Annotated in this window: 24 protein-coding genes; 10 read left to right on the forward strand and 14 right to left on the reverse strand. The window is 58.8% G+C overall.

Annotated elements, in window-relative coordinates:
• The first annotated feature begins 41 nt into the window (after positions 1-41).
• On the forward strand, positions 42-488 hold the full coding sequence (locus MHZ97_RS04570) for a YhbP family protein (protein ID WP_239313384.1): 447 nt from the start codon (positions 42-44) through the stop codon (positions 486-488).
• 18 nt (positions 489-506) lie between these two features.
• On the opposite strand, the gene MHZ97_RS04575 is transcribed toward MHZ97_RS04570, so the two are convergent.
• Positions 507-1,028 carry a type 1 glutamine amidotransferase domain-containing protein gene (locus tag MHZ97_RS04575; RefSeq protein WP_103793802.1) on the reverse strand — a complete coding sequence of 174 codons (522 nt, stop codon included), beginning with the start codon at positions 1,026-1,028 and terminating at the stop codon, positions 507-509.
• Positions 1,029-1,172: 144 nt separating this feature from the next.
• Between MHZ97_RS04575 and MHZ97_RS04580 the strand changes: the two genes are divergently transcribed.
• On the forward strand, positions 1,173-1,799 hold the full coding sequence (locus MHZ97_RS04580) for an NAD-dependent epimerase/dehydratase family protein (RefSeq protein WP_103793803.1): 627 nt from the start codon (positions 1,173-1,175) through the stop codon (positions 1,797-1,799).
• Here the strand turns inward: MHZ97_RS04580 and nrdG are convergent.
• The 6 genes from nrdG to argF form a co-directional block, all read right to left on the reverse strand.
• Positions 1,796-2,275, reverse strand: a complete 480-nt coding sequence (nrdG, locus tag MHZ97_RS04585) for an anaerobic ribonucleoside-triphosphate reductase-activating protein (protein ID WP_103793804.1) — start codon at positions 2,273-2,275, stop codon at positions 1,796-1,798. The genes MHZ97_RS04580 and nrdG overlap by 4 nt on opposite strands.
• On the reverse strand, positions 2,272-4,410 hold the full coding sequence (gene nrdD / locus MHZ97_RS04590) for an anaerobic ribonucleoside-triphosphate reductase (protein ID WP_239313381.1): 2,139 nt from the start codon (positions 4,408-4,410) through the stop codon (positions 2,272-2,274). The genes nrdG and nrdD overlap by 4 nt, the downstream gene beginning before the upstream one ends.
• A 208-nt stretch (positions 4,411-4,618) precedes the next feature.
• The gene (gene ridA, locus MHZ97_RS04595) at positions 4,619-5,005 is read right to left on the reverse strand and encodes a 2-iminobutanoate/2-iminopropanoate deaminase (protein WP_103793806.1); all 387 of its coding nucleotides are present in this window, start codon (positions 5,003-5,005) and stop codon (positions 4,619-4,621) included.
• Between the two features lie 82 nt (positions 5,006-5,087).
• The gene (pyrI, locus tag MHZ97_RS04600) at positions 5,088-5,552 is read right to left on the reverse strand and encodes an aspartate carbamoyltransferase regulatory subunit (RefSeq protein WP_033793362.1); all 465 of its coding nucleotides are present in this window, start codon (positions 5,550-5,552) and stop codon (positions 5,088-5,090) included.
• A 12-nt stretch (positions 5,553-5,564) separates the two neighbouring features.
• The gene (gene pyrB / locus MHZ97_RS04605) at positions 5,565-6,500 is read right to left on the reverse strand and encodes an aspartate carbamoyltransferase (protein WP_103793808.1); all 936 of its coding nucleotides are present in this window, start codon (positions 6,498-6,500) and stop codon (positions 5,565-5,567) included.
• 227 nt (positions 6,501-6,727) lie between these two features.
• Positions 6,728-7,735, reverse strand: coding sequence for an ornithine carbamoyltransferase (gene argF / locus MHZ97_RS04610; RefSeq protein ID WP_239313378.1), 1,008 nt, complete (start codon positions 7,733-7,735; stop codon positions 6,728-6,730).
• Positions 7,736-7,898: 163 nt separating this feature from the next.
• On the opposite strand from argF, the gene rraB reads away from it, so the two are divergent.
• The 3 genes from rraB (at position 7,899) to MHZ97_RS04625 (ending at position 10,558) form a co-directional block, all read left to right on the forward strand.
• Positions 7,899-8,327: a ribonuclease E inhibitor RraB gene (gene rraB, locus MHZ97_RS04615; RefSeq protein WP_033793365.1), complete on the forward strand. Its 429-nt coding sequence runs from the start codon at positions 7,899-7,901 to the stop codon at positions 8,325-8,327.
• Positions 8,328-8,384: 57 nt separating this feature from the next.
• Complete coding sequence (locus tag MHZ97_RS04620; RefSeq protein ID WP_103793810.1) at positions 8,385-9,146, forward strand: tRNA-(ms[2]io[6]A)-hydroxylase; 762 nt, start codon at positions 8,385-8,387, stop codon at positions 9,144-9,146.
• Between the two features lie 623 nt (positions 9,147-9,769).
• Positions 9,770-10,558, forward strand: coding sequence for a histidine phosphatase family protein (locus MHZ97_RS04625; RefSeq protein ID WP_239313375.1), 789 nt, complete (start codon positions 9,770-9,772; stop codon positions 10,556-10,558).
• Here the strand turns inward: MHZ97_RS04625 and MHZ97_RS04630 are convergent.
• Positions 10,553-11,056 carry a GNAT family N-acetyltransferase gene (locus tag MHZ97_RS04630; RefSeq protein WP_239313372.1) on the reverse strand — a complete coding sequence of 168 codons (504 nt, stop codon included), beginning with the start codon at positions 11,054-11,056 and terminating at the stop codon, positions 10,553-10,555. The genes MHZ97_RS04625 and MHZ97_RS04630 overlap by 6 nt on opposite strands.
• A gap of 95 nt (positions 11,057-11,151) precedes the next feature.
• On the opposite strand from MHZ97_RS04630, the gene MHZ97_RS04635 reads away from it, so the two are divergent.
• Entirely contained in the window at positions 11,152-11,343 is a 192-nt protein-coding gene (locus MHZ97_RS04635) for a hypothetical protein (RefSeq protein ID WP_239313369.1), read from the forward strand.
• A 24-nt stretch (positions 11,344-11,367) separates the two neighbouring features.
• Entirely contained in the window at positions 11,368-11,982 is a 615-nt protein-coding gene (locus MHZ97_RS04640) for a hypothetical protein (RefSeq protein ID WP_239313366.1), read from the forward strand.
• Positions 11,983-12,059: 77 nt separating this feature from the next.
• Here MHZ97_RS04640 and MHZ97_RS04645 read toward each other — a convergent pair whose 3' ends face one another.
• From MHZ97_RS04645 to pepA, 3 genes are all read right to left on the reverse strand, one after another.
• Entirely contained in the window at positions 12,060-14,915 is a 2,856-nt protein-coding gene (locus MHZ97_RS04645) for a valine--tRNA ligase (RefSeq protein ID WP_103793816.1), read from the reverse strand.
• A 5-nt stretch (positions 14,916-14,920) separates the two neighbouring features.
• On the reverse strand, positions 14,921-15,379 hold the full coding sequence (locus MHZ97_RS04650) for a DNA polymerase III subunit chi (protein ID WP_033749344.1): 459 nt from the start codon (positions 15,377-15,379) through the stop codon (positions 14,921-14,923).
• 135 nt (positions 15,380-15,514) lie between these two features.
• On the reverse strand, positions 15,515-17,026 hold the full coding sequence (pepA, locus tag MHZ97_RS04655; RefSeq protein WP_103793817.1) for a leucyl aminopeptidase: 1,512 nt from the start codon (positions 17,024-17,026) through the stop codon (positions 15,515-15,517).
• 257 nt (positions 17,027-17,283) lie between these two features.
• On the opposite strand from pepA, the gene lptF reads away from it, so the two are divergent.
• From lptF to MHZ97_RS04670, 3 genes are all read left to right on the forward strand, one after another.
• Positions 17,284-18,384: an LPS export ABC transporter permease LptF gene (gene lptF / locus MHZ97_RS04660; protein ID WP_103793818.1), complete on the forward strand. Its 1,101-nt coding sequence runs from the start codon at positions 17,284-17,286 to the stop codon at positions 18,382-18,384.
• Positions 18,384-19,460: an LPS export ABC transporter permease LptG gene (lptG, locus tag MHZ97_RS04665; protein ID WP_103793819.1), complete on the forward strand. Its 1,077-nt coding sequence runs from the start codon at positions 18,384-18,386 to the stop codon at positions 19,458-19,460. The genes lptF and lptG overlap by 1 nt, the downstream gene beginning before the upstream one ends.
• A 152-nt stretch (positions 19,461-19,612) precedes the next feature.
• On the forward strand, positions 19,613-20,518 hold the full coding sequence (locus tag MHZ97_RS04670) for an Rpn family recombination-promoting nuclease/putative transposase (protein WP_239313363.1): 906 nt from the start codon (positions 19,613-19,615) through the stop codon (positions 20,516-20,518).
• 84 nt (positions 20,519-20,602) lie between these two features.
• Here MHZ97_RS04670 and MHZ97_RS04675 read toward each other — a convergent pair whose 3' ends face one another.
• The 3 genes from MHZ97_RS04675 to MHZ97_RS04685 form a co-directional block, all read right to left on the reverse strand.
• Complete coding sequence (locus MHZ97_RS04675) at positions 20,603-21,883, reverse strand: DUF445 domain-containing protein (RefSeq protein WP_239313360.1); 1,281 nt, start codon at positions 21,881-21,883, stop codon at positions 20,603-20,605.
• A gap of 41 nt (positions 21,884-21,924) precedes the next feature.
• Positions 21,925-23,427: a helicase HerA-like C-terminal domain-containing protein gene (locus MHZ97_RS04680; RefSeq protein ID WP_239313357.1), complete on the reverse strand. Its 1,503-nt coding sequence runs from the start codon at positions 23,425-23,427 to the stop codon at positions 21,925-21,927.
• Positions 23,428-23,566: 139 nt separating this feature from the next.
• Positions 23,567-25,138, reverse strand: a complete 1,572-nt coding sequence (locus MHZ97_RS04685; RefSeq protein WP_103793823.1) for an ABC transporter substrate-binding protein — start codon at positions 25,136-25,138, stop codon at positions 23,567-23,569.
• Positions 25,139-25,704: the final 566 nt, after the last annotated feature.

The raw sequence follows: 25,704 nt of genomic DNA on the forward strand, positions 1-25,704 counted from the left end.
CGCGGCGGCTATCTGACGATTTTTGCACGGAGCAATAGAAGGTGTCTGACCATTCTCATCTGGTGCGTTACCTGAAAAAACAGCATGTCCTCTCGCTTTGTTGCCAGGCCGACAACGACCTCTGGTGCGCTAACTGCTTTTACGTGTTCGACGAGGCACGCATGGCGTTCTGGCTGATGACGGAACCTGACACGCGCCACGGCGCGCTGCTGCAGGCCAATCCGCAGGTCGCGGGCACGGTCAACGGCCAGCCTAAAACCGTGCTGCTGATTAAAGGCGTGCAGTATCGCGGTCAGATTGCGCGGCTTGAGGGCGACGCGGAAGCGCAGGCGCGCAAGGCTTATCAAAAACGTTTTCCAGTGGCGCGCAAAGTCTCAGCACCGCTGTGGGAGATCCGGCTGGAGGAGGTCAAGATGACCGATAACGCGCTGGGTTTTGGTAAGAAAATTAGCTGGCGGCGTGACGAGAGTGAAATCCCTTTCCCCTGAGGGAAAGGGAAAAGGGCGTTATGACGCCTGAAGGATCCGCAGCGACTCGCGGTTAAAGGCGGGCAGATCGTCCGGGGTGCGGCTGGTGACGAGTCGATCGTCATCTACAATCACCTCTTCATCATAGAAGTCCGCGCCGGCGTTACGCAGATCGACAGCAATTGCCTTCACGCAGGTCATTTTGCGGCCGCGCACGCCGTTAGCGCTGATCAGCAGCTGCGGGCCGTGGCAGATAGCGAAAATCGGTTTGCCGCTGGCAACGAACTCTTTAGTAAAGGTGACAAAACGATCGTCGCTGCGCAGCGAGTCGGGCGAATGGCCGCCAGGCAGCAGCAGCGCGTCAAATTCTGCCGGGCTGACGTCGTCAATGGCGCGGTCGATTTTCACCTGCGCTTCGCCCTGCTTGCCGGTGACGGTTTTACCCGCCTCTTTCTCAATGGTCACCACCTCAAAGCCCGCCTGCTTGTAGGCGTCGGCCGGTGAGGTGAACTCTGAGTCTTCAAATTCATCGGTAATCAACACCGCAATCTTCTTGCTCATTTTTCCCCTCCTCATTGATGGTTCGCGCACGATGCGCTCTCCTGGTGAACAGGTTAAGCCTGGTTGTTTGTGCTAAAAATGCAAGCCGGGCGGCAAAAGCTGACTATATTTCAGATTAATGGCAACAGGTTAGCGGGAGGCGAGATGCATCGTGTATTGGTAACCGGCGCGACGGGACTGGTGGGCGCGCATCTGCTGCGTTTGCTGGCGGCGGATGCGCGCGTCGACGAAATCATCGCGCCGACGCGTCGTCCGCTGCCGCCGATGAACAAGGTGGTTAATCCGGTAGAGGCGGACCTGACCGACGCGCTGCGGCCGCTCAACCTCGCCATCGACAGCGTGTTTTGCTGCCTCGGCACCACGCGAAAAGAGGCGGGCAGCAAAGAGGCGTTTCTGCACGTCGACTATACGCTGGTGGTGGATACCGGCCTGAGCGGGCTGCGGCTGGGCGCAAAGCAGATGGTGGCGGTCAGCGCGCACGGCGCAAATCGCCATTCCCCTTTTTTCTATAACCGGGTAAAAGGCGAGATGGAGACGGCGCTGCGTCATCAGGGCTGGCCGCGACTGACGCTGATCCGTCCTTCGCTGCTGCTGGGCGAGCGCTCGCGCAAACGCACCGGCGAGAGCCTGATGGCGCCGCTGTTCGGCCTGCTGCCTGGCAACTGGCGCTCGGTCTCTGCGCTGGCGGTGGCGAAGTGCATGCACGCCTGCGCCTTTCAGCCCGCCGGCGATCGCATTGAAATTATCGAGTCGGGAGCGATCCCGCGTTAGCTGCGCTCTTTGTGCAGGTCCCAGATAATCTGATTGCGGCTGCCGCGCCACAGCAGCGTCGCATCTTTTTCCGCCTCGACGAAGCGCCCGTCGATCAGCACATCGATATAGCTCAGCACTTCGCGCTGCGCGCAGCTTAGCTCGGCGCGCTGATAGCCGGTCCAGAGCCAGATATCTTTCCCCGGACACTCCGCGCGCACGCGTTTCACCAGCCGGCGAATATGGGGCACGTTGTGCGGATGCAGCGGATCGCCGCCGCTCAGCGAAAGCCCCTGACGACGAATGCGCGTATCCTGCAGATCGGCAATCAGGCGCTCCTCATGCGCCAGGGTGAAAGGCGTGCCGGAGTCGAGCCGCCAGGTGCTCTGGTTATAGCAGCCGCGACACTGGTGCTCGCAGCCGGCCACGAACAGCGTGCAGCGCGTGCCCGGGCCGTTAACGATGTCGACATCGTAGTAGCGATGAAAATGCATCATCCCAGCGGTCCGCTCTCCAGATGTTTGACGCGCCGCTGCACCTCTTCCTGCTTGCCGGCGTTGAACGGGCGCGCGTCGGGGCTGCCGAGATAGCCGCAGACGCGGCGCGTCACCGAGACGCGCGCCGGATCGTGATTGCCGCAGTTCGGACAGGTAAAGCCGCGGCTGGTGCAGCTGAACTCGCCGGTAAAGCCGCACTCATAGCATTCGTCGATCGGCGTATTGGTGCCGTAATAGGGCACGCGATCGTAGCTGTAGTCCCACACATCTTCGAGCGCCTTGAGGTTATGCTGCACGTTGGGATATTCGCCGTAACAGATGAAACCGCCGTTCGCCAGCGGCGGATAGGGCGCCTCAAAGTCGATCTTGTCGTAAGGGTTCACCTTTTTCTCGACGTCGAGGTGAAAGCTGTTGGTGTAGTAGCCTTTATCGGTGACGCCGGGCACCACGCCAAACTGCGCGGCGTCGAGGCGGCAGAAACGGTCGCAGAGGTTTTCGCTCGGCGTGCTGTAGAGACTGAAGCCATAGCCGGTTTCCGCTTTCCAGGCGTCGGTCGCGGCGCGCAGGCGCGAGACAATCTCAATCCCTTTAGCGCGCAGGGCGGGATCGTCATAGGGATGGCGCGCGCCGCCGCTCAGCGCGTTAAGGGTTTCATGCAGGCCGATATAGCCCAGCGACAGCGAGGCGCGCCCGTTGCGGAAAATCGGTCCCACTTCATCATCGGCGTTAAGCCGTACGCCGCAGGCGCCCTCCATATAGAGGATCGGCGCCACGCGCGCTTTGGTTTTTTCCAGTCGGGCGATGCGCGTCATCAGCGCGCGCTTCGCCAGCGCCAGTCGCGCGTCGAGCAGCGTCCAGAAACGCGCCTCGTCGCCCTGCGCCTCCAGCGCAATGCGCGGCAGATTGAGGCTAATAACGCCCAGATTATTGCGCCCTTCGTGAATTTCGACGCCGTTTTCCTCATAGACGCCAAGAAAGCTGCGGCAGCCCATCGGCGTTTTAAAGGAGCCGGTAACTTTCACCACCTGGTCATAGTTAAGAATATCGGGATACATACGCTTGCTGGCGCACTCCAGCGCCAGCTGCTTGATGTCGTAGTTGATATCGCCCGGACGGCGATTCAGCCCTTCGCGGATCGCAAACACCAGCTTGGGAAAGACGGCGGTCTTATGGTTTTTACCCAGCCCGGCGATGCGGTTGCGCAGGATCGACTGCTGGATAAGCCGCGCCGCCCAGCTGGTGCCAAGCCCGAAGCCGAAGGTAACGAACGGCGTCTGGCCGTTGGCGGTATGCAGCGTATTGACCTCATACTCCAGCGACTGAAAGGCGTCGTAGCACTCTTTCTCGGTGCGCGCCCGCGCATAGGCCTCAACGTCGGCAATCTGCCATTCGGCGGCAATAGCGCGATGCTTCTCCATGCTGAGCAGCACAAAGGGCGCCAGCACTTCGTCGATGCGGTTAATGGTGGTGCCGCCGTAAATATGGCTGGCGACCTGGGCGATGATCTGCGCGGTCACCGCCGTGGCGGTGGCGATCGATTTCGGCGGCTCGATTTCGGCGTTGCCCATCTTGAAGCCGTTGGTAAGCATGCCTTTCAGATCGATCAGCATACAGTTGAACATGGGAAAGAAAGGGGAGTAGTCGAGATCGTGGTAGTGGATCTCGCCGCGCTCGTGCGCCTGCACCACGTCGCGCGGCAGCAGCAGCTGCTGCGCGTAGTGTTTCGCGACGATCCCCGCCAGCAGATCGCGCTGCGTCGGGATTACCTTGCTGTCTTTATTGGCGTTTTCGTTCAGCAGGGCGGCGTTAGTCTGATCGACCAGGCCGCGAATGGCGTGATGCAGCTTGCCACGCTGTTCGCGCGCCACGTCGCGATCGTGACGATATTCGATATAGGCGCGCGCCAGCTGCGGATAGGGGCCGCTCATCAGCGTCTCTTCAACCGCGAACTGAATATCGCGGATATCCACTTCGGCGCGGTCGGCCAGCTTCTCGCTGACGCGCTGAGCGACCGTCGCACACCAGTCTGCATCCTCAACCTGCGCCGCGCGCGCAGCCGCCGCTACCGCCGCCTCGATTCTCGCTGCGTCAAACTCTGAGCGACAGCCGTCGCGCTTCACCACTACCTTTGCCATGCTCTTTCCATCCCCTATATGTTGTGCCAGGAAGGATTTTAGCCACTATATATGGATGTCAGGAGAATTTAATCGCCGATGTTTTGACCTGAAACAAAGAAGCGCGGGGCGTGGCGCAAAGCCAGGCAGAAGGAAAAACGAGGACGGTGTTGACGACAGGAAGGCGGAACAGGGGATACGCGCTGCGGGCGCAGCGCGCAGCAGATCCTTAGCGGCGCAGGGCGATCGCTTCGATCTCGATCTTCACATCTTTCGGCAGACGCGCCACTTCCACGCAGGAGCGCGCCGGGAAGCTGGCGTTATGCTCGGCAAAAAAGGCTTCGTAGGTGGCGTTGACGGTAGCGAAGTCGTTAAGGTCCTTGACGAAAACCGTGGTTTTCACGATGTCGCCAACCTGCAGGCCTGCCGCTTCAACGATCGCTTTGACGTTTTCCAGCGACTGACGCGCCTGAGCGTCGATCGCCTCCGGCACCGCACCGGTCGCCGGATCGACCGGGATCTGCCCGGAGGTGATGATCATATTGCCCAGATCCACGCCCTGCACATAGGGCCCGATCGCCGCTGGCGCTTTTTCCGTACTGATTTCGCGAGACATACTTGCTCCTTAAGAGTGACGCAGCGGCGGCTTGCCGCCGCTGGCGAGAAACATCGCCCCATTATAGGGACGAGCAGGGCGATTACCAGTGACCGAGCACCACGTGGTGCGCAAAGGCTTTCTCGCAATATTTGCAGGTCAGCACCACCTCGGCGTCGCGCTTTTTCACCGCAAAGCTGGAGAAAACCGGCTCGCTGCGGCTGATGCAGTTGCCGTTTGGACAGGTCAGCACGCGCTCAATGCGCTCCGGCAGCGTCGGCGCGATTTTTGCCACGACTTCATAGTCGTCGATGCGGTTGACGGTGGCGTGCGGCGCATAGACCGCCAGCTGGTTGATCTGATCCTCGGTGAGAAAGGTGTTTTCGATCTTGATCAGATCTTTGCGCCCCAGCTCGCCCGAGGGCAGGTTAAGGCCGATGGTGATGCGCTGGTCGGTTTCGGTAAGCCGAAACAGCGACAGCAGCTTAAACCCAACCTGCGCGGGGATATGGTCGATAACCGTGCCGCGCTTGATCGCTTCTACCTGCAGTTTGTTGTCGTGAGTCATGGCGATTGCTCCTTACAGATCCTGTTCGCTGTTGAGTACCAGCGCCAGCAGAGCCTGACGCGCGAAGATGCCGTTGCCTGCCTGCTGGAAATACCAGGCGTAAGGCGTTTTATCCACGTCGGTGGCGATTTCGTCAACGCGCGGCAGCGGATGCAGCACTTTCATATTGTCGCGCGCGCCGGCCAGATCCGCCGCGCGCAGAATAAATTGCGCCTTGACGTTGGCATATTCCGACGGGTCGAGCCGCTCTTTCTGCACGCGGGTCATATAGAGAATATCGGCGTGTGGGATCACCGCTTCGATGCTGTCGTGGCGCGACCAGACGATGCCGCGCTCATCCAGCGTATCGGTGATATAGGCCGGCATCGCCAGCGCGTCGGGCGCGATAAAGTAGAAGCGGTTGCCGTTGAACTTCGCCAGCGCCTGCGTCAGGGAGTGCACCGTGCGGCCATATTTCAGGTCGCCGACCATAGCGATGCTCAGGTTGTCCAGCCGGCTCTGCGTTTCACGGATGGTAAAGAGATCCAGCAGCGTCTGGGTCGGGTGCTGATTGGCACCGTCTCCGGCGTTAAGGATCGGCACGCCGCCGGAAAATTCCGTAGCCAGTCGCGCCGCGCCCTCCTGCGGATGACGCATCACGATAGCGTCGACGTAGGTGCCGATCACGGAAATCGTGTCCGCCAGGGTTTCCCCCTTCTTGCCGAGCGAGGTGTTGCTGCCGTCGGCGAAGCCCACCACCGACGCCCCCAGCCGGTGGATCGCCGTTTCAAACGACAGGCGCGTGCGCGTTGAGGCTTCAAAGAAGCAGCTGGCGATCACCTTGTGCTTCAGCAGCTCCGGCTGCGGGTTGGCTTTCAGCCGCGCGGCGGTGTGCAGCACCAGCTCCAGTTCGTCGCGGCTGAGATCGTTAATGGAAATAATATGTTTGCGATATAACGGGTTAGCCATAGTTCGCCTCTCTGCGCTACCGAATTGCGGACAAAAAAAAGCCCCTGCTTAAGGGGCTTTTTTTACGATCGGGTTGATGACGGAAAAAACAGGGGCGCCGCCTGCGTTCAGGCGTGATGTCGCGTGAATGTTTGCGCTGCGCTGTTGCATGTTTCCTCCGGCAAATTGGGGCGCATTATACCCGTCCGCCATTTTGCATCAAGGGAAAACGTTTGCGGAGCGGCGGGCTAGGCCTGGCTCAGCGTCGCAACCATAACCGCTTTTATCGTATGCATGCGGTTTTCCGCCTGATCGAACACAATGCTGTGCTCCGACTCAAACACCTCGTCGCTGACCTCCATCCCGCCGTGCAGGCCATACTGCTCGGCCATCTGGCGGCCCAGCGTGGTCTGATCGTCATGAAAGGCCGGCAGGCAGTGCAGGAACTTCACCTGCGGGTTGCCGGTCAGCTGCAGCATCGCCTGATTCACCTGGTAGCCGCGCAGCAGCGCGATACGCTCTTCCCACACCGCTTTGGCTTCGCCCATTGAGACCCAGACATCGGTATAGATAAAGTCCGCGCCCTTGACGCCTTCGGCGATATCCTCAGTCAGGGTAATGCTGCCGCCGGTTTTCTGCGCCGCCTGACGGCAGGTGGCGACCAGGTCGGCGTCTGGCCAGCAGCCTTTCGGTGCAACCAGGCGCAGATCCAGGCCAGTCACCGCCGCCGCTTCCAGCATGCTGTTGCCCATATTGTTACGTGCGTCGCCCACGTAGACCAGGGTCATCTCGTGCAGCGCCTTGCCCGGCAGATGCTCCTGCATGGTCAGCAGATCAGCCAGCAGCTGGGTCGGGTGAAACTCGGTGGTGAGGCCGTTCCATACCGGGACGCCGGCGAATTCCGCCAGCGTCTCCACCAGCGCCTGGCCGTAGCCGCGGTACTGGATGCCGTCATACATGCGGCCCAGCACGCGGGCGGTATCTTTCATCGACTCTTTATGGCCGATCTGGCTGCCGCTCGGGCCGAGGTAAGTGACGCTGGCGCCCTGATCGTATGCGGCAACTTCGAAAGAGCATCGGGTACGGGTCGAGTCTTTTTCGAAGATGAGCGCGATGTTTTTGCCCTTCAGGCGCTGGGTTTCGCTACCGTTTTTTTTAGCGCGTTTTAATTCAGCGGCGAGGTCGAGCAGGGAGATGATATCGGCCGGGCTAAAATCGAGCAGCCGAAGGAAGTGGCGTTGAAAAAGGTGACTCATAACGGGCTCCAGTGCAGCCATTCTGATTGAATGAAAATTCAATCTAAACGTATGAATATTCATTTTCAACCCCAGCGTAAAGAAACTTTCCGTTTTGAGTAGTGGCGCGCCGGGCAGTGTGGGAAAATACTTGTTTATTGCCGAACACTGAGGGGAATTCGCCATGGCATATGAAGCATTGCTGGAAGAGCAGCGTGAAGAGACACGCCTGATCATTGATGAGCTGCTGGAAGATGGCAGCGATCCGGATGCGCTCTATACCATTGAACATCATCTCTCCTGCAACAACTTCGACTCGCTGGAAAAAGCGGCCGTTGATGCGTTCAAGCTGGGCTATGAAGTGACCGAGCCGGAAGAGCTGGAGCTGGAGGATGGCACCACGGTGATGTGTGTCGATATCCTGAGCGAGTCGGCGCTGAAGCCTGAGCTGATTGACGCGCAGGTTGAGCAGCTGGTGAATCTGGTCGGCAAATATAACGTCGATTATGACGGCTGGGGCACCTACTTCGAAGATCCCGACGCTGAAGACGAAGATGACGACGAAGACGGCGACATTATCGACGGCGACGAAGATAACGGCGTACGCCACTGAGTTCTCCTGGCGGAGCCGCGCGCTCCGCCTTCCCGTATCCTGCCTTTTTGAACCGACATGAACTACGCACCGCTGCTCGAACCCGTCTATCAGTTTTTACTCTGCCGCACGCCGCAAGCCTGGATTGACGAGGCGCGCAAACCGGAAAATCTGACGCTGCTGCTGACCGACCATCTGGTTTGCGAACTGAAAGCGGCGCAGACCGCCACCTGGCTGATCCGTAAATATGTCGCCGACAAGCCGAGCGGCGAAGCGATCCTCGCCTGGCTTAAGCCCTACGAAGATTTTATTTTCCGCGAGCACCCCGACAGCCAGTTTATCCAGGCGCATAAAAACCTCTCCAAAAGCATCATCGTGCGCAATGAGCTGCCCTGGGCGGACGATCTGGTGGAGAAGATGGTGCTGCTGATTAAAGAGGAGCTGCACCACTTTTATCAGGTGTGGGAGATTATGCAGGCGCGCGGTTTGCCCTATAAAAAGATCACCTCAAGCCGCTACGCCAAAGGGCTGCTGCGGGAGATCACTACGCACGAGCCCGATACGCTGGTGGACAAGCTGATTTGCGGCGCCTATATCGAGGCGCGCTCCTGCGAGCGCTTTGCCAGTCTGGCGCCCTGGCTGGACGCGGAGCTGGAGAAGTTCTATATCTCGCTGCTGCGTTCGGAAGCGCGCCACTATCAGGACTATTTAGCCCTGGCAGCGCAGATCTCGCCGAAAGATATCACGCCGCGCGTGCGGGCGATTGGCGAAGCGGAAGCGAAGCTGATTAGCGAACCGGATACGGAGCTGCGTTTTCACAGCGGCGTGCCGGCGTGGTAAATCTCTGTAACGGCACGCGGTATCAGGGTGCCGTTTCATTTTTTCACGCCTGTTTAGCCAGGGGCTATTTTGATTGCGCACGCTGTACATTATCTGCGTAAAGGGGCATTTCTCGCTTTTTAACCTGTTATTTTTTGTGTGACCTCTCACAAAAGGCTATTTATTGCCCTGACTTCTGCCGGGCAATTAAATATATTCCCCTTATTACTGCGGGATTGTTATTTTCAAGCAAAACCCGACTCACGGCATCTTTAATTAAAAGCTGTCGTGAGTCGGGTTTTTTACAGGTTAACGCAATACCATAAAGGCGCAGCGCTATAGAACGCCGTAAAACCTCGCCCTGCAAACCAGCATAAACGGCAGATCACGGCTGTTTATACTGCTGCGCCGGGCGAGAGACTCAGCGAGCGGAAGCGGAGGTTGCGAACGCTATATAAATGTTAACTGGCGCAGAGTGCGCTTAATTAGCCCTGGCTTTTACCTTTTGAATTCTGGCTGGTTATATAAAAACAGTAAGGATAACCCGATTAATAATACGCAGAAAAATTATATGTGCGCAAAGCGTCTGTCGGCGCAAATTGCCACTGAATAGAGATTCAACATGATTAATGAGGAGAGTAACCATGAAAATCGTGCTTAAGACCCTCTTTGCTATCGCGCTGTTGCTGGGCGGCACTATCGGCAGCGCCTGGGCAGCCGATGTGATGCTCTATGTGACGCGTCATGGCAAGACGATGTTCAATACGGTGGAGCGCGCGCAGGGATGGTCCGATACGCCGCTGACGCCCGCTGGTGTGGCGGTTGCCGAGCAGCTGGGGCGAGGATTGCAGCCGCTAACCTTTATCGCTGCCTGGTCCAGCGACGCGGGCAGGGCGAGAGAGACGGCGCAGCTGGTAATGAAAACATGGAAAAATCCGCCGCTACTCCAGGAGAAGAAAGGTTTACGCGAGGTGTGCTTTGGCCTGTACGAGGGGGACCTGAATAAAAACATGATTACGGCCGCAGCGCATCAGGCGGGCTATAGCTCGGACGCCGCGCTGATGGAAGCGTACAGCGCCGGTAAGATCGATATTGCTGGCATCATCGATGCGATTAAACGGGCGGAAGCGTCAGGCTCGCCGGCGCTGGAGGGGATGAAGTCAACCGTGCAGGCGGAAAGCGCTCAGCAGGTAGCAAAACGTATGGTAGAGAGCATGACTGACATAGCGCGACAGGCTCAGCAGCAGGGCGGCGGCAACGTGCTTGTGGTCAGCCACGGTCTGGCTATTTCGTCGCTGCTACAGGCGCTGGGCGATAAAGGATCAAATCAGCCGCTAAAAAACGCCAGCGTCTCCCTGCTGCGCTACACCGACAGCGGCAGGTTCGTGATTGAGTCTGTTAACGATATGCGCTACGTCGAGCGCGGGCTATAGCGTTTTCAGCATACGGACTTCGCAGTCCACATGGCCTGTACAACCCAGTGCGTTATCAATATGTTCGAAGCCCAGAGATTCGTAGAGCCTGATCGCGCGCGTCAGGCTGCCGGTGGTTTCCAGATAGCAGCGGCGGAAGCCGCGCTGACGCGCATGCTCCATCGCGCGCAGCGCCAGCTCGCGCGCCACGCCAAAGCCGCGCACCTCTGGCAGGAAATACATTTTCTGCAGCTCACAGATATCGGGCGCGCTGCAGGCGAGGGGAGCGACGCCGCCTCCGCCCATGACTTTTCCCTGATGCTCAACAATCCAGTAGGCGCTGTGCTCGGCGCTGTAGAGTTCATACAGATTGTCGAGCTGCGGATCGGCCACGGTATAGCCTTTGTCCGCGGTCAGGCCGAACTCCGCCGAGACGGTGCGGATGACCTGGGCGATATGGGAATTGTCGGCGGCGCTGATGGGGCGCAGCTTAAGTGAAGGCTGAGTTTCAGGGATCATGGCGAAATAGCGTGGTTAACTCGGTTAGTCATTCACCAGAAATAGCATTATCGTCGGTGAAAAGCAATATTCATTAAGGTGCATGGAGGCATTAAGTGACTTTTTGGCGTGTTTTTAAAATTATCAAAGCGCTTTTTCCGCTTTTTATTATTGCCGGTTTTATTAACCTGTGGAGGCATTTAAAGTGGACAGGCAGGCTGGATGTTTTCCCGCTTGTCATTAATAACGCCTCTGGCGTGATTGCTATATTAATTACCTCACTGCGTTCTTTAGCGTTTTCTCTATAACTCTGCTACTCCCTGTATGCATTAATGGTTGCGCTGTTCTCCGTTGTGCCTCTTGCCTTTCTGGTGCAGGGGAATATCTATTTTTCACATGAAAAGCCGTGGGTGAAATATCTTGTTGTCGTTGCCATTTATATTCTGCTTTTTATGCTGGCGTTACTCTCTGTTTTCACCAACAGAGTTAACGCTCAGCAGGTTTTCAAAGCTGTTATGGCGTTGTTCCCGGCGCTGGTGATTGCCGTTTTCTCGCTATTTTCCGTTCAGCTTATACAGATTAATCAGCGCGCCATTGGGATAGTCGGTATGGCACGATGGCAACAGAAAGTCTTTGCGTTTAAAGAAGAGAGCTTTCCCGGCTATTATTTTCCAGAACAGATCTGGGGAGCGAGCAAAGTTCACGGCACAGAGCGTCTGACTGAAGGAATAGAAGCCTTTTCAAACGGGGAAGTACAGCTAGTTTGCCCCAGACGCCTCAGGGCGCTGCGGGAAACGGCGTTGAAAAACAACGCTTTCACCCGGCAGACGGATGAAAAGGCGAAAGCTGCGCTCAGCGTCATGAGCCAGTACTGCCTGCTGGCGAAAAGCAATCAGGTCCGTATGGGGGGCGCGCTCACCACACTCTTCCGATCGTCGGCACGCTGACCCCCTGTTCCTCCGGCCTCAGCCAATAAAAAACCCCGCGCCGTAGCGCAGGGTTTTTTCAGGGAAGCGGCGTTAAATCAGAGCGCCGCAATCACCGCCTGCTGTTCAATCAGCTTCGCTTTCGACTGCTCCAGCTCGGCAACGCGCTCGCGCTCTTTGGCCACGACCGCTTCCGGTGCGCGTGAGACAAAGCCTTCGTTCGCTAGCTTGGTCTGGATCTTCTCAATCTCAACGTCGAGCTTGCCCAGCTCTTTCGCCAGACGATCCAGCTCCGCCGCCTTGTCCACCAGGCCCGCCATCGGGATCAGCAGCTCGGCGCCTTCGATGATTTTCGTCACCGAAACCGGGCCTTTTTCGCCTGCCGGCAGAATGGTCAGGCTCTCCAGACGCGCCAGGCGCGACAGGAAGGTGCGGTTCGCCTCTACACGGCGCAGCGCCGCAGGAGAGCAGTCGCGCAGCAGCACGTCGAGCGGTTTGCTCAGGGCGATATTCATCTCGGCGCGGATATTACGTACCGCGACGATCGCCTGCTTCATCCACTCCACGTCCGCCATCGCTTCCGCATCCTCTTTCGCCGCGTCGTACTGCGGGAAAGGCTGCAGCATAATGGTGTCGTCGCTGATGTTCTTCAGCACCTTCACGCGCTGCCAGATGGTCTCGGTGATAAACGGAATAATCGGGTGGGCGAGGCGCAGCAGCGCTTCCAGCACCGTCACCAGCGTGTTGCGCGTGCCGCGCAGCTCCGCTTCGCTGCCGCTGTTCATCACCGGCTTGGTCAGCTCCAGGTACCAGTCGCAGAACTGGTTCCAGGTGAAGTCATAAAGAATATTCGCAGCGATATCGAAGCGGTAGCTGTCCAGCGCTTCGCGGTACGCTTTCACCGTGCTGTTGAACTCGGCGAGGATCCAGCGATCCGCCAGCGACAGCGTCATCTCGCCGCCGTTCTGACCGCAATCCTGATCTTCGGTGTTCATCAGCACGAAGCGGCTGGCGTTCCACAGCTTGTTACAGAAGTTGCGGTAGCCTTCCAGACGCTTCATATCCCAGTTGATGTCGCGGCCGGTGGAGGCGAGCGCCGCCAGGGTAAAGCGCAGCGCGTCGGTGCCCGACGGCTCAATACCTTGCGGGAACTGCTTCTCGGTGCGCTTGCGGATCTTCTCCGCCAGCTGCGGCTGCATCATATTGCCGGTACGTTTCTCCAGCAGATCTTCCAGCGAGATGCCGTCGACCATATCCAGCGGATCGATAACGTTGCCTTTGGATTTCGACATCTTCTGGCCTTCTTCGTCGCGGATCAGACCGGTCATATAGACGGTCTTGAACGGCACCTGCGGCTTGCCGTTCTCATCTTTGAGGAAGTGCATGGTCAGCATGATCATGCGGGCAATCCAGAAGAAGATAATGTCGAAGCCGCTCACCAGCACGCTGGTCGGGTGGAACTGGCGCAGCGCCTCGGTGTTCTCCGGCCAGCCGAGGGTCGAGAAGGTCCACAGCCCAGAGGAGAACCAGGTGTCGAGCACGTCTTCATCCTGACGCAGCGCCACGTCCGCGCCCAGGTTGTTTTCGCTGCGCACTTCCTCTTCGCTGCGGCCAACATAGACGTTGCCGTCGTTGTCGTACCAGGCTGGAATACGGTGGCCCCACCAGAGCTGACGGGAGATACACCAGTCCTGAATGTCACGCATCCAGGAGAAGTACATGTTTTCATACTGCTTCGGCACGAACTGGATATCGCCGTTCTCGACCGCCTCGACCGCGACTTTCGCCAGCGGCGCGGTACGCACGTACCACTGGTCGGTCAGCATCGGCTCGATGACAACGCCGCCGCGATCGCCGTAAGGCACGGTCAGGTCGTGTGGTTTAATCTCGTCCAGCAGGCCCAGCTCGTCCACGGCGGCGACAATCGCCTTGCGCGCGGCGAAGCGCTCCATTTTCTGGAACTGCGCCGGGATCTCATCCGAGCAGGCGTCGCTGACTTCGCCGTTGGTGTCGTACACCTGGGCGCGTTCGCGGATATCGCCGTCAAAGGTCAGGATGTTGATCATCGGCAGCTTGTGGCGACGGCCGACCTCATAGTCGTTGAAGTCGTGCGCCGGGGTGATCTTCACGCAGCCGGTGCCTTTCTCCATATCCGCGTGCTCGTCGCCCACGATGGGAATGCGGCGGTTGACCAGCGGCAGGATCACCTCTTTGCCGATCAGATCTTTGTAGCGCGGGTCTTCCGGGTTGACCGCCACGCCGGTATCGCCCAGCAGGGTTTCCGGACGGGTGGTGGCCACCACCAGATAATCTTTGCCTTCAGCGGTTTTCACGCCGTCCGCCAGCGGATAGCGGATATGCCACATAGAGCCTTTGCTCTCGCGGTTTTCCACTTCCAGATCGGAAATCGCGGTGCGCAGTTTCGGATCCCAGTTCACCAGGCGTTTGCCGCGATAGATAAGGTTCTCTTTATGCAGGCGAACGAACACCTCTTTCACCGCGTTGGAGAGGCCTTCATCCATGGTGAAGCGCTCGCGCTCCCAGTCCACGGAGTTGCCGAGGCGACGCATCTGGCGGGTAATGGTGCCGCCCGACTCCGCCTTCCACTGCCAAATCTTCTCGATAAAGGCGTCGCGGCCGTAATCCTGGCGCGTTTTGCCCTCTTCGGCGGCGATCTTGCGCTCCACCACCATCTGAGTGGCGATGCCCGCATGATCGGTACCTACCTGCCACAGCGTATTTTTTCCCTGCATGCGCTGGTAGCGGATCATGGTGTCCATGATGGTCTGCTGGAAAGCGTGACCCATGTGCAGGCTGCCGGTGACGTTCGGCGGCGGGATCATTATGCAGAAGCTTTCCTGGCTGGTATCGCCGTTAGGCTTGAAATAGCCTTGCTCTTCCCAGTGCTCGTAAAGCGGCTGCTCGATATCTTGCGGGTTATATGTTTTTTCCATTTCTGCTATGTCGTTTGCGGCTGCGGCGGCGTGGCCGTATTCAATTGGAAACCAACGCTGCGGTACGCTTTATAGCGGTCGCGCGCCAGCTGTTTCTGAGACTCTTCGTAGGGTACGAAGTCTATCACTTCATGGAAAGCAGTAGCAAAATCTGCAAACTGCGGCAGCAGGCTAATCAGCAGATCGCGCGGCGAGCTGCCGCGACGCTGCGGCCAGGCGAGCTCGACCGGCGCGCCGTAGCGCGGACCTTCACCCGCCAGATTGTGCGGCACGAAGGCGTTGGCCGGGCGCTGCCACAGCGCCTCGTCGAGCCGAATGGCCTGCTGTTCGTCTTCACAGGCGATCAAAATGCGTTTGCCCGCCCGCCAGCGCGTTTCCGCCAGATCGCACACCAGCGCCTCGATGGCGCTCAGCTCTTCGCTGGGCGAGTCCGTTTCCATTACGTAGAAGGTTGCGTTTTTCATGGAAATGCCTTGTGGGTGAGAGGTGTCGATGTTACCAGCTAAGGCGCGCGGTAGCACTTCCCGATGAGATGGATATGGCGTCTGCGGTGATATAAATCAATGCGCGCCGCCCCTGAGAGCGGCGCGCAGCGAGGCTTAGTCGTCGCCGTTAAGACCGGCGCGGTTCAGCAGGAACTGTGACAGCATCGGCACCGGACGACCGGTCGCGCCTTTGGCTTTGCCCGAACGCCAGGCAGTGCCGGCGATATCCAGATGCGCCCAGTTATATTTGCGGGCAAAGCGCGCCAGGAAGCAGGCGGCGGTGATGGCGCCGCCGGGACGGCCGCCGATATTCGCCATATCGGCAAAGTTCGATTCCAGCTGCTCCTGATACTCGTCCGCCATCGGCAGACGCCAGGCGCGGTCGCCGGACTGCTCGGAGGCGCCGATCAGCTCGTGCGCCAGCGGATTGTGGTTCGACAGCAGGCCGCTGACGTGATGGCCGAGCGCAATAACGCAGGCGCCGGTCAGGGTTGCGACATCGATGACCACTTCCGGATCGAAGCGCTCTACGTAGGTCAGCGCGTCGCACAGCACCAGACGGCCTTCCGCGTCGGTATTCAGCACTTCTACCGTCTGGCCGGACATGGTGGTCAGCACATCGCCCGGGCGCATGGCGCGGCCGTCCGGCATGTTTTCGCAGCCTGCCAGCACGCCCACCACGTTAAGCGGCAGGTTCAGCTCGGCCACCATGCGCATCACGCCGTAAACCGACGCTGCGCCGCACATGTCATATTTCATCTCATCCATCGAATCTGACGGCTTGATGGAGATGCCGCCGGAGTCGAAGGTCAGCCCTTTGCCCACCAGCACGATAGGACGCGCTTCCGCATCCGGGTTGCCTTTGTACTCAATGACCGACATCAGCGACTCGTTCTGCGAGCCGGCGCCCACCGCGAGATAGGCGTTCATGCCCAGCTCTTTCATCTGCTGTTCGCCGATGACGCGCGTGGTGACGTTTTTGCTGTAGGCGTCCGCCAGCTGGCGCGCCTGGGAGGCGAGATAGGCCGCATTACAGATGTTGGGTGGCATATTGCCGAGATCTTTTGCCGCCTTCACGCCGGCGGCGACCGCCAGGCCGTGCTGGATAGCGCGCTCGCCGCTGGTGAGTTCGCGGCGCGTCGGCACGTTGAACACCAGCTTGCGCAGCGGACGGCGCGGCTCGGTTTTGTTGCTTTTCAGCTGGTCGAAGTTATAAAGCGCTTCTTTGGAGGTTTCGACCGCCTGACGCACTTTCCAGTAGGTATTGCGGCTTTTCACATGTAGCTCGGTTAAAAAGCAGACCGCTTCCATCGAGCCGGTGTCGTTCAGCGTGTTGATGGTCTTCTGGATCACCTGTTTGTACTGGCGCTCATCCAGCTCGCGCTCTTTGCCGCAGCCAATCAGCAGAATGCGCTCGGAAAGAATGTTGGGTACATGATGCAGCAGCAGGGTCTGGCCCACTTTGCCTTCCAGCTCGCCGCGGCGCAGCAGGGCGCTGATGTAGCCATCGCTGATTTTGTCTAACTGCTCGGCGATCGGCGACAGACGACGCGGCTCGAAAACACCGACAACAATGCAGGCGCTGCGCTGTTTTTCCGGGCTTCCGCTTTTTACACTGAACTCCATGCACTCTCCTGAATCTTAAAGACAACGGCCGCGGCTGTCGCTAGAATGGTCCGCTTGTTACCACAGAGGTAAAAAGTTTGTTGGTAATCAGCGTTCGAACTACGTTTAGTGTGGCAATGCGTTAATTTTCACCACCCTGACGCGTTTGTCATACCATTTTAGCTGCGACGCAGGCCATTGATGAAGAAAAATGGCTAATAAGCGTTGAAACTAGCGATTTTCCTGCAAAAAGACAAGTTATCACAGGCGTACTAAGCGTGATCATCATTAGATATCTGGTTCGGGAAACGCTCAAAAGCCAGCTGGCTATCCTTTTCATCCTGCTGCTTATCTTCTTTTGTCAGAAGTTAGTGCGGATTTTAGGGGCTGCGGTGGACGGCGAAATCCCAACAAATCTCGTTCTGACTCTGTTAGGGCTTGGCGTGCCTGAAATGGCACAACTTATTCTGCCGTTAAGCCTGTTTCTGGCGATCCTGATGACGCTGGGCAAGCTCTACACCGACAGCGAAATCACCGTAATGCACGCCTGCGGATTAGGCAAAAGCGTGCTGGTGAAGGCGGCGATGGTGTTGATGCTGCTCACCTCCGTTGTGGCGGCGGTCAACGTGATCTGGCTCGGCCCCTGGTCCTCGCGCTATCAGGACGAGGTGACGCAAAACGCCAAAGCCAACCCTGGCGCGGCGGCGCTTGCGGCTGGGCAGTTCCAGAGCTCCAGCGACGGCAACTCGGTGCTGTTTATTGAAAACGTCAAGGGTAACCAGTTCGGCAACGTCTTCCTGGCGCAGCTGCGCGCCAAAGGCAACGCACGGCCGTCGGTGGTGCTGGCGGACAGCGGCCATATGGAGCAGCACAAAGACGGCTCACAGGTGGTGACGCTGGATAAAGGCACCCGCTTCGAAGGCACGGCGATGCTGCGCGACTTCCGCATTACCGACTTCACCAACTATCAGGCGCGCGTCGGCTATAAAGAGGCGACGCTCGATCCAAACGACGCCGAGCAGTCCGATCTCACTACGCTGCTCAGCAACGATACCCCGGCGTTCCGCTCGGAGCTGCACTGGCGCTTTACGCTGATTTTCGCGGTGCTGGTGATGGCGCTGATGGTGGTGCCGCTCAGCGTGGTCAACCCGCGTCAGGGACGCGTGCTGTCGATGCTGCCCGCGATGCTGCTCTATCTGATCTTCTTCCTGCTGCAGAGCTCGCTGAAGTCGAATGCGGCGAAAGGGCGGCTCGATCCGGCGATCTGGATGTGGGTGGTGAATATCAGCTATCTGCTGCTGGCGGTAGCCCTTAACCTGTGGGATACGGTGCCGATGCGCCGCGTGCGCGCCCGCTTCAGCCGCGGAGGTTCCGTCTGATGTTTCGCGTTCTCGACCGTTATATCGGTAAAACTATTTTCAATACCATCATGTTGACGCTGTTCATGCTGGTGTCGCTCTCCGGCATCATCAAGTTCGTCGATCAGCTGCGCAAGACCGGGCAGGGCGCCTATACCGCGCTCGCCGCCGGTTACTACACGCTGCTCAGCGTGCCGAAGGATATTGAGATCTTCTTCCCTATGGCGGCGCTGCTTGGCGCGCTGCTCGGCCTGGGCACGCTGGCGCAGCGCAGCGAGCTGGTAGTGATGCAGGCGGCGGGCTTTACCCGCATGCAGGTGGCGCTGTCGGTGATGAAAACCGCTATTCCGCTGGTGCTGCTGACCATGGCGATTGGCGAGTTTCTGGCCCCGGCGGGCGAGCAGATGGCGCGCAACTACCGCGCAACGCAGCTTTACGGCGGCGCGCTGGTGTCGACGCAGAACGGCCTGTGGGCGAAAGATGGCAATAACTTTATCTATATCGAACGGGTGCGCGGCGATAACCAGCTCGACGGCGTCAGCATCTATAACTTCAGCGACGATCGTCGTCTGAAGAGCGTGCGCTACGCCGCCAGCGCGACCTGGGACCAGGCGAACAAACGCTGGAATCTGGCGCAGGTGGATGAGTCAGATCTCAACGACCCGAAGCAGATTAGCGGCTCGCAGAGCCTGAGCGGCGAATGGAAAACCAGCCTGACGCCGGATAAGCTCGGCGTGGTGGCGCTCGATCCCGACGCGCTGTCGATTCGCGGCCTCTATAACTACAGTAAGTATCTGAAGCAGAGCGGCCAGGAGTCGGGACGCTACCGGCTCAATATGTGGAGCAAGATTTTCCAGCCGCTGTCGGTGGCGGTCATGATGCTGATGGCGCTGTCGTTTATCTTCGGTCCGCTGCGCAGCGTGTCGATGGGCGTGCGTGTGGTAACGGGCATCAGCTTCGGCTTCCTGTTCTACGTGCTGGACCAGATTTTTGGCCCGCTGAGCCTGGTTTACGGCCTGCCGCCGGTGATGGGGGCCATCCTGCCCAGCGCCGCGTTCTTCGCCATTAGCCTGTTCCTGCTGATTAAGCGGCGCTAAGCCCGAAAGCAAAACAGTCGCAAAAATGAGGCCGCACATTGCGGCCTCATGCTTATAACCTACTGAAAACCGGTAGTCTTTACCGGTATCGCTAATGACTCTCTTTTTCAGCTATGCCAGGCTCTGCGGAGGTTTTTTCAGAGTCAGGAAAGATGAAGAAGAAAACGACGCCGACGCCGCACGACGCTGTCTTCCGCCAGCTTCTCAGCCAGCCAGACGTGGCGCGCGACTTTATGGAAATCCACCTTCCGCCGCAGCTCCTTGCGCTCTGCGACCTCAGCACGCTCAGGCTCGCCTCCGGCTCTTTTGTGGAAGATGATCTGCGCCCTTACTTTAGTGACGTACTCTACAGTATGAAAACCCGAAGCGGCGACGACGGCTATCTGCAGGTGCTGATAGAGCACCAGTCGACGCCGGACAAACAGATGGCGTTCCGGCTGCTGCGCTATGCGGTGGCGGCAATGAAGCGCCACCTTGACGCCGGACATAAGAAGCTGCCGCTGGTGATACCGGTGCTGTTTTACGCCGGTCAGCGTAGCCCCTATCCCTGGTCAACCTGCTGGCTGGATGGGTTCGGCGACCCGGCGCTGGCCGCCGCTGTTTACGGCAAGGCTTTTCCGCTGGTGGATGTCACCGTTATTCCCGACGAGGAGATTGTGCAGCACCGCCGAATGGCGGCGCTGACGCTGCTGCAAAAACATATTCGTCAGCGCGATTTAGCAGAGGTCATCGATCTGCTGGTGTCGGCTTTGCAGGCGGACGAATCTTCATCACAAACACTCTCGCTGGTAAACTATATTATTCAGGCAGGCGAAACCACAGACGCCGGTGCCTTTGTTCGTGAACTGGCGCAGCGAATGCCGCAACAGGAGGACGCACTGATGACGATTGCAGAACAGCTTAAGCAGGAAGGCCGCAAAGAGGGCAAACGAGAAGGGATGCTTGAGGGCAAACGCGAAGTTGCGCGCAGCCTGCTAAAAATGAAGCTGCCGCGTGAGGCGATCCTGCAGGCTACCGGCCTGAAGGAAGAGGATCTGGCGCGCATCAGCGTAAACTAATCCACTTAGCCGCACCATTTTCCGCCTGACCCTACGCCAGAACCCGCCTTAAAAAGCGGGTTGTGGCGGTAAGAGCAACGCGATTTAACGCGCCAGCAGCGGCATCAGCGCCGGAAGCTGCGACAGCAGATAGAGAATCAGCCCGATGGTGCCGCCAACCAGGGTGCCGTTAATGCGGATAAACTGCAGATCCTTGCCGATATTCAGCTCAATCTGCTGCGACATATCGCGCGCGTCCCAGCTCTTCACCGTATCGCTGATATGACGCGTCAGGAAAGCGGCGAACTCCGGCGCGACGCTGCGCGCGGCCTCCTCCAGATGACGGTTCATCGAGGCGCGCAGCGCGTCGTCGCGCGCCAGGTTCTCGCCCAGCCACAGCGCCGCCTGGCGCACCTTCTCCTGCACGCGCGAATCGTCGCTGTTGAGATCGGTTTTCAGCCAGGCGCGCAGATCGCTCCACAGCTCGCCGATATAGCGGTTCAGCGAGGCATCCTCTTTTATCCAGCGCTTAATCTCCTCGGCGCGCGCCGCCATCTCTGGATCGTGCTTCAGCTTCTCAATCAGCCGATCCACCGCGCGATTAAAGCCGAGGCGCAGCTCGTGGCCCTGGTCAGCCGCCACCTCGTCGAGTACTGAATCCACGGCGTTGGCGACCAGCTCGGCGCTGTGCTCGCCCAGCCACTCGGTCGGCAGCATTTTGGCCTTAATGGGGTGCTCGCGCTTCAGCCAGCGCACAATCTGCATGGCGATAAAATCGCGCGTGGCGGGCTTATGCATCAGGCGCAGCAGCTGATCTATCGCTGCGTCGAGCAGCTCCTGATGACGGTTGTTTTTTGTCAGGCTCTCCAGCAGCACCGCGCCTGTTTGCGACAGATCGACCTTATCGATGGCGCGATGCACCGCGCGGCGCATAAAGGCCTGAATGCGCGCGTCGTCGGTAAGATCGAGAAAGCCGCGCATCACCTGCAGCAGATGACGCCCGACGCGATCGGCATTGCCCGGCGCGTTAAGCCACTGCGCCAGCATCTGCGCCGGATCGTGGCGGCGGATCAGCGCCAGCAGCGAGTCGGTATCAAGAAACTTCTCCTGCACGAAGCGGCCCAGATTGTCGCCAATGCGATCTTTATTGCGCGGAATAATCGCCGTATGGCGCGAGATAAAGGGCACCGGCACGCGGCGAAACAGCGCCACCACGGCGAACCAGTCCGCCAGCGCGCCGACCATCGCCGCTTCGGCAACCGCCTTCACGCCGCTGATCCAGAAGCCCGGCGGCAGAAAAAGCGTGGTGATAAAGGTGGCGGCGGCCAGCAGCAGCAGGCCGAGCGCCAGACGTTTCGTCCGTTTAAGTTCGCGTAATTTATCCATGCTCACAGCTTAGCAGAGGCGAAACCGTGGCGGAAATTGCCTTAGCGACGGCGTCCCCCCAGCAGGTTGCCGAGCACGCCGCGAATAATCTGGTTGGCTATCTGCCGCGTAGCGCTCTTCGCCACGCTCTGCACGATGCCGTCATGCTTGCCGCCGCGCGGGCCGGTATGGCCGAACAGCACCTCTTTCAGCCCGCCGAGAATGCCATCGTCGACCTTGACCTGATTGCCCTTCGCCAGCGGCGCGTCAGCCTGCTCGCTGGCGCCTTTCACCTCCTGACAGAGCTTTTCAAAGGCGGACTCGCGGTCGATCTCCTCGTCATATTTGCCCGCCAGCGGCGAGTGGTTAATCAGGCCGTTGCGCTCGTCGAGGTTAACCGGGCCCATACGGGAGCCGGGCGCGATCACCATAGCGCGCTCCACCACTGAGGGGCTGCCTTTCTCATCCAGGAAAGAGATCAGCGCCTCGCCGGTGCCCAGCGCCTGAATCGCCTCAAGGGTATTGAAGGCGGGGTTGGCGCGCAGGGTATCGGCGGCGCTCTTCACCGCCTTCTGATCTTTCGGCGTAAAGGCGCGCAGCGCATGCTGCACGCGATTGCCGAGCTGGCCGAGCACGCTTTCGGGCACGTCGGCGGGATTCTGGGTGACGAACCAGACGCCGACCCCTTTCGAGCGGATCAGGCGCATCACCTGTTCAACCTTCTCCAGCAGCACCGGCGGCGCGTCGTTAAACAGCAGGTGCGCCTCATCGAAGAAGAAGACCATCTTCGGCTTCTCCAGATCGCCCGCCTCCGGCAGATTTTCATAAAGCTCCGACAGCAGCCACAGCAGGCTGGTGGCGTAGAGCTTTGGCTGCTGGTAGAGCTTGTCCGCCGCCAGAATATTAATAAAGCCTTTGCCGTCGGCGTCGACGCGCATCCAGTCGCGGATATCGAGCATCGGCTCGCCGAAGAAGTGCTCCGCGCCCTGCTGCTCCAGCGCCAGCAGCCCGCGCTGGATGGCGCCCACCGACGCGCTGTTGATATTGCCGTACTGCGTCTGGAAGCTTTTGGCGTTGTCGCCGATGTACTGCGTCATCGCGCGCAGATCGTTGAAGTCGAGCAGCAGCAGCCCCTGATCGTCGGCGACGCGAAAGATAATCTGCAGCACGCCGCTCTGGATCTCGTTGAGATTTAGCAGGCGCGCCAGCAGCAGCGGGCCGAGATCGGAGACGGTGGCGCGCACCGGATGGCCCTGTTCGCCGAAGATATCCCACAGCATTACCGGATTGCGCTGCGGCTGCCAGGCGGTGACGCCAATTTTCGCCAGCCGCGCCAGCAGTTTCTCGCTCTGCTCGCCTTGCGCGGCAATGCCGGTCAGATCGCCTTTGACATCCGCCATAAATACCGGCACGCCGATAGTGGAGAAGGATTCAGCCAGCTTCTGCAGCGTCACGGTTTTGCCGGTGCCGGTCGCGCCGGTGATGAGTCCGTGGCGATTCGCCATCGCGGGCAGAAGGTGCAGCTTCACATCGGGCGTCTGGGCAATAAGCAGCGGGGCGGTCATAGGTTCACTCTCCGGCAAAGGACATTGTCTGAAGGATAGCAAGCGCGGCGGGGAAAAGGAGAGGATTGCGCTAAAAGGGTGGTGCTCCGTAAAGACGGCGAAGGGTGGCGCGCTGGCTATTGCCCGCGCGCCACGGCTGTTATTTTTGCACCTCATCCAGCAGCAGCATGCTGACGCCAATGCCCTGCTTAACGTTGCTCAGGTTGCTGCGCACCGCCACCTGCTGCGCGCCCTGCAGAATAGTGACGAACGGCGAGTTCTGCTGCACTTCGGTCTGCAGATGGGTGTAGAGCGCGCGGCGCTGCGTGGCATCGCTTTCGCCCGCCGCCTTGCGCGTCTCGGCGCTCAGCGCGGGGATATCCCAGCCCACGCGCCATGCCAGGGTTTTCGAGCCGCCCGGCACGTTCCAGGCGAAGGCGCTGGCGTTGGTATTCGGGTCGATATAGTCCGCGCCCCAGTAAACGAAGATGGACTGAAAATCGCGGGCGCGCATTTTGCTCCACAGCTCCGATTCCGCCACCGGCTTGATATCCAGGTTGACCTCCGCTTTGGCGAAGCTCGCCTGCAGCGCCTGCGCCACATCGATATAGGGCGGCTGATTGACCACCGTCAGGGCGATATGCGTGCCCGGCGCGATGCCGCCATCCTTCAGGATCGCTTTTGCCTTGTCGACGTCGTAGTGGAACGGGGTGGTGTTGAGCGCGCCGTCGAAGCCGTCCGGCAGGAAGCTCTGGTGGACGCGGTACTGGCCTTTCAGCAGCTGGCTGGCGAGGCTGTCGTAGTCAACCAGCCAGCGCGCCGCCTGCCACAGCGCCGGATTGCCGAGCACGGGCTGCTGCGCATTTTTGGTGTTAAAGCCGAGGTAGTAAATCAGGCTCGACGGGAAGGCGTCGATGCGCACGTTCGCATCGCTTTTGAGTGCGGCGATCTGATCGGGGCCGAGCTGATAGGCGACATCCACGTCGCCCTGCTGTATCAGCAGGCGGCGAGTGCCGGGATCGGCGACCCCCTTCAGCAGCACGCGCTTCAGATGGGGCTGTGGCGCGGCGTGCGGGTTGGCCTCCAGCAGCAGCGCCTGCAGCGGCACAAACTGTTTGATAGAAAACGCGCCGCTGCCCGCTGAATGGGTCTTCAGCCAGCCATTGCCGGTATCGCTGTTGCTGGCGTGCTGCAGCGCGGTTTTGCTGTCGACCACCGAGCTTACCGGTGCGGTCAGCAGGCGCAGCGCCAGATCCTGACCAATCTGCGCCGGCCAGCGGATCTCCAGCTGACGATCGCCGGCGGCCTTGAACTGGCTGTCGATATTGTCGGGCGTCCAGCCGAACTCGCCGAGAATAAACGAGGGCGCTTTGTTGAGCTTCACCGCGCGCGTCAGCGAGAAGATAACATCCTGCGCGGTCACCGGATTGCCGCTGACGAAGCGCGCGTCGGGATTGAGGTTGAAGACCAGGCTATGGGGCGTTTCGCCCTGCTGCCAGCTGCGCGCCAGCAGCGGCGAAAGCTTTTGCGGATCGTCCTTATTCGGCTCCACCAGCGTCTGGTAAACATTACGCAGGCTGCTATTGCTGACCGTTTCAAAGCTTTCCGCCGGGTCAAAACTGATAATGCCGTCGAGCGGCACGGCGATAACCAGCGTATCTTTCGGCGTCCCGGCGTGCGCCATCGGCGCTAAGGCCAGCGCGCTTAACATCACAAGCAAAATGCGTCGCATAGAAGTTTATCCTGAGTCATTGATAAACCGACTATATCCACGGCGCGCCAGAGTCAAAATGCCGCTTTGTTATGAGCTTTGCACAAAAAAATCGTCTGCGTTTTTCGCTGTTTTACCGCGACGGGTATTACAGGCATTTATTTATTTCTCATCCGCAGACAAATAGCCGTTTGATACCGGCGCGCTCACATTTTCCGCAATATGTCATTGCTGCTGTAAATAAGTGAATATAGGGTTACCGATAAAGGGAATTAGCTTGTATGGAAGTATTATTTTTTTTGATTGATTATTTTCGGCAACTGTCACCCTGCGTAAATAAAACTGGCCCTGCGCACAAATTTTCTGGTTAAATAACCAGCGATTATGTCGTTTTAAACAAAATTCCTGCCTTCACAGCCTGTTACCCGTCCGTAACCATTCAATAACACAATGATAAATTTTCACTAAGACACATTTAAACTTCTATTTTTACATTTCGACATATCTATATCCCTAATATTGCCGCGGAAATGACCGATAAGATTTGTGTTTAACAAATATATTACTTTTACAGCAAGTGAGAGTCG

Source organism: Pantoea sp. ACRSC (genome assembly GCF_022346785.1).
GTDB classification, from domain to species: Bacteria; Pseudomonadota; Gammaproteobacteria; order Enterobacterales; family Enterobacteriaceae; genus Pantoea; species Pantoea alvi.

Coding starts and splice junctions, on each gene's coding strand:
- MHZ97_RS04580 (WP_103793803.1), top strand. CDS start 1,173: ATGCATCGTGTATTGGTAACCGGCGCGACGGGACTGGTGGGCGCGCAT.
- MHZ97_RS04575 (WP_103793802.1), bottom strand. CDS start 1,028: ATGAGCAAGAAGATTGCGGTGTTGATTACCGATGAATTTGAAGACTCA.
- MHZ97_RS04625 (WP_239313375.1), top strand. CDS start 9,770: ATGAAAATCGTGCTTAAGACCCTCTTTGCTATCGCGCTGTTGCTGGGC.
- MHZ97_RS04685 (WP_103793823.1), bottom strand. CDS start 25,138: ATGCGACGCATTTTGCTTGTGATGTTAAGCGCGCTGGCCTTAGCGCCG.
- pyrI (WP_033793362.1), bottom strand. CDS start 5,552: ATGACTCACGACAACAAACTGCAGGTAGAAGCGATCAAGCGCGGCACG.
- MHZ97_RS04645 (WP_103793816.1), bottom strand. CDS start 14,915: ATGGAAAAAACATATAACCCGCAAGATATCGAGCAGCCGCTTTACGAG.
- rraB (WP_033793365.1), top strand. CDS start 7,899: ATGGCATATGAAGCATTGCTGGAAGAGCAGCGTGAAGAGACACGCCTG.
- MHZ97_RS04670 (WP_239313363.1), top strand. CDS start 19,613: ATGAAGAAGAAAACGACGCCGACGCCGCACGACGCTGTCTTCCGCCAG.
- ridA (WP_103793806.1), bottom strand. CDS start 5,005: ATGTCTCGCGAAATCAGTACGGAAAAAGCGCCAGCGGCGATCGGGCCC.
- pyrB (WP_103793808.1), bottom strand. CDS start 6,500: ATGGCTAACCCGTTATATCGCAAACATATTATTTCCATTAACGATCTC.
- MHZ97_RS04630 (WP_239313372.1), bottom strand. CDS start 11,056: ATGATCCCTGAAACTCAGCCTTCACTTAAGCTGCGCCCCATCAGCGCC.
- MHZ97_RS04680 (WP_239313357.1), bottom strand. CDS start 23,427: ATGACCGCCCCGCTGCTTATTGCCCAGACGCCCGATGTGAAGCTGCAC.
- MHZ97_RS04650 (WP_033749344.1), bottom strand. CDS start 15,379: ATGAAAAACGCAACCTTCTACGTAATGGAAACGGACTCGCCCAGCGAA.
- MHZ97_RS04675 (WP_239313360.1), bottom strand. CDS start 21,883: ATGGATAAATTACGCGAACTTAAACGGACGAAACGTCTGGCGCTCGGC.
- MHZ97_RS04640 (WP_239313366.1), top strand. CDS start 11,368: ATGGTTGCGCTGTTCTCCGTTGTGCCTCTTGCCTTTCTGGTGCAGGGG.
- pepA (WP_103793817.1), bottom strand. CDS start 17,026: ATGGAGTTCAGTGTAAAAAGCGGAAGCCCGGAAAAACAGCGCAGCGCC.
- nrdG (WP_103793804.1), bottom strand. CDS start 2,275: ATGATGCATTTTCATCGCTACTACGATGTCGACATCGTTAACGGCCCG.
- argF (WP_239313378.1), bottom strand. CDS start 7,735: ATGAGTCACCTTTTTCAACGCCACTTCCTTCGGCTGCTCGATTTTAGC.
- nrdD (WP_239313381.1), bottom strand. CDS start 4,410: ATGGCAAAGGTAGTGGTGAAGCGCGACGGCTGTCGCTCAGAGTTTGAC.
- lptG (WP_103793819.1), top strand. CDS start 18,384: ATGTTTCGCGTTCTCGACCGTTATATCGGTAAAACTATTTTCAATACC.
- MHZ97_RS04620 (WP_103793810.1), top strand. CDS start 8,385: ATGAACTACGCACCGCTGCTCGAACCCGTCTATCAGTTTTTACTCTGC.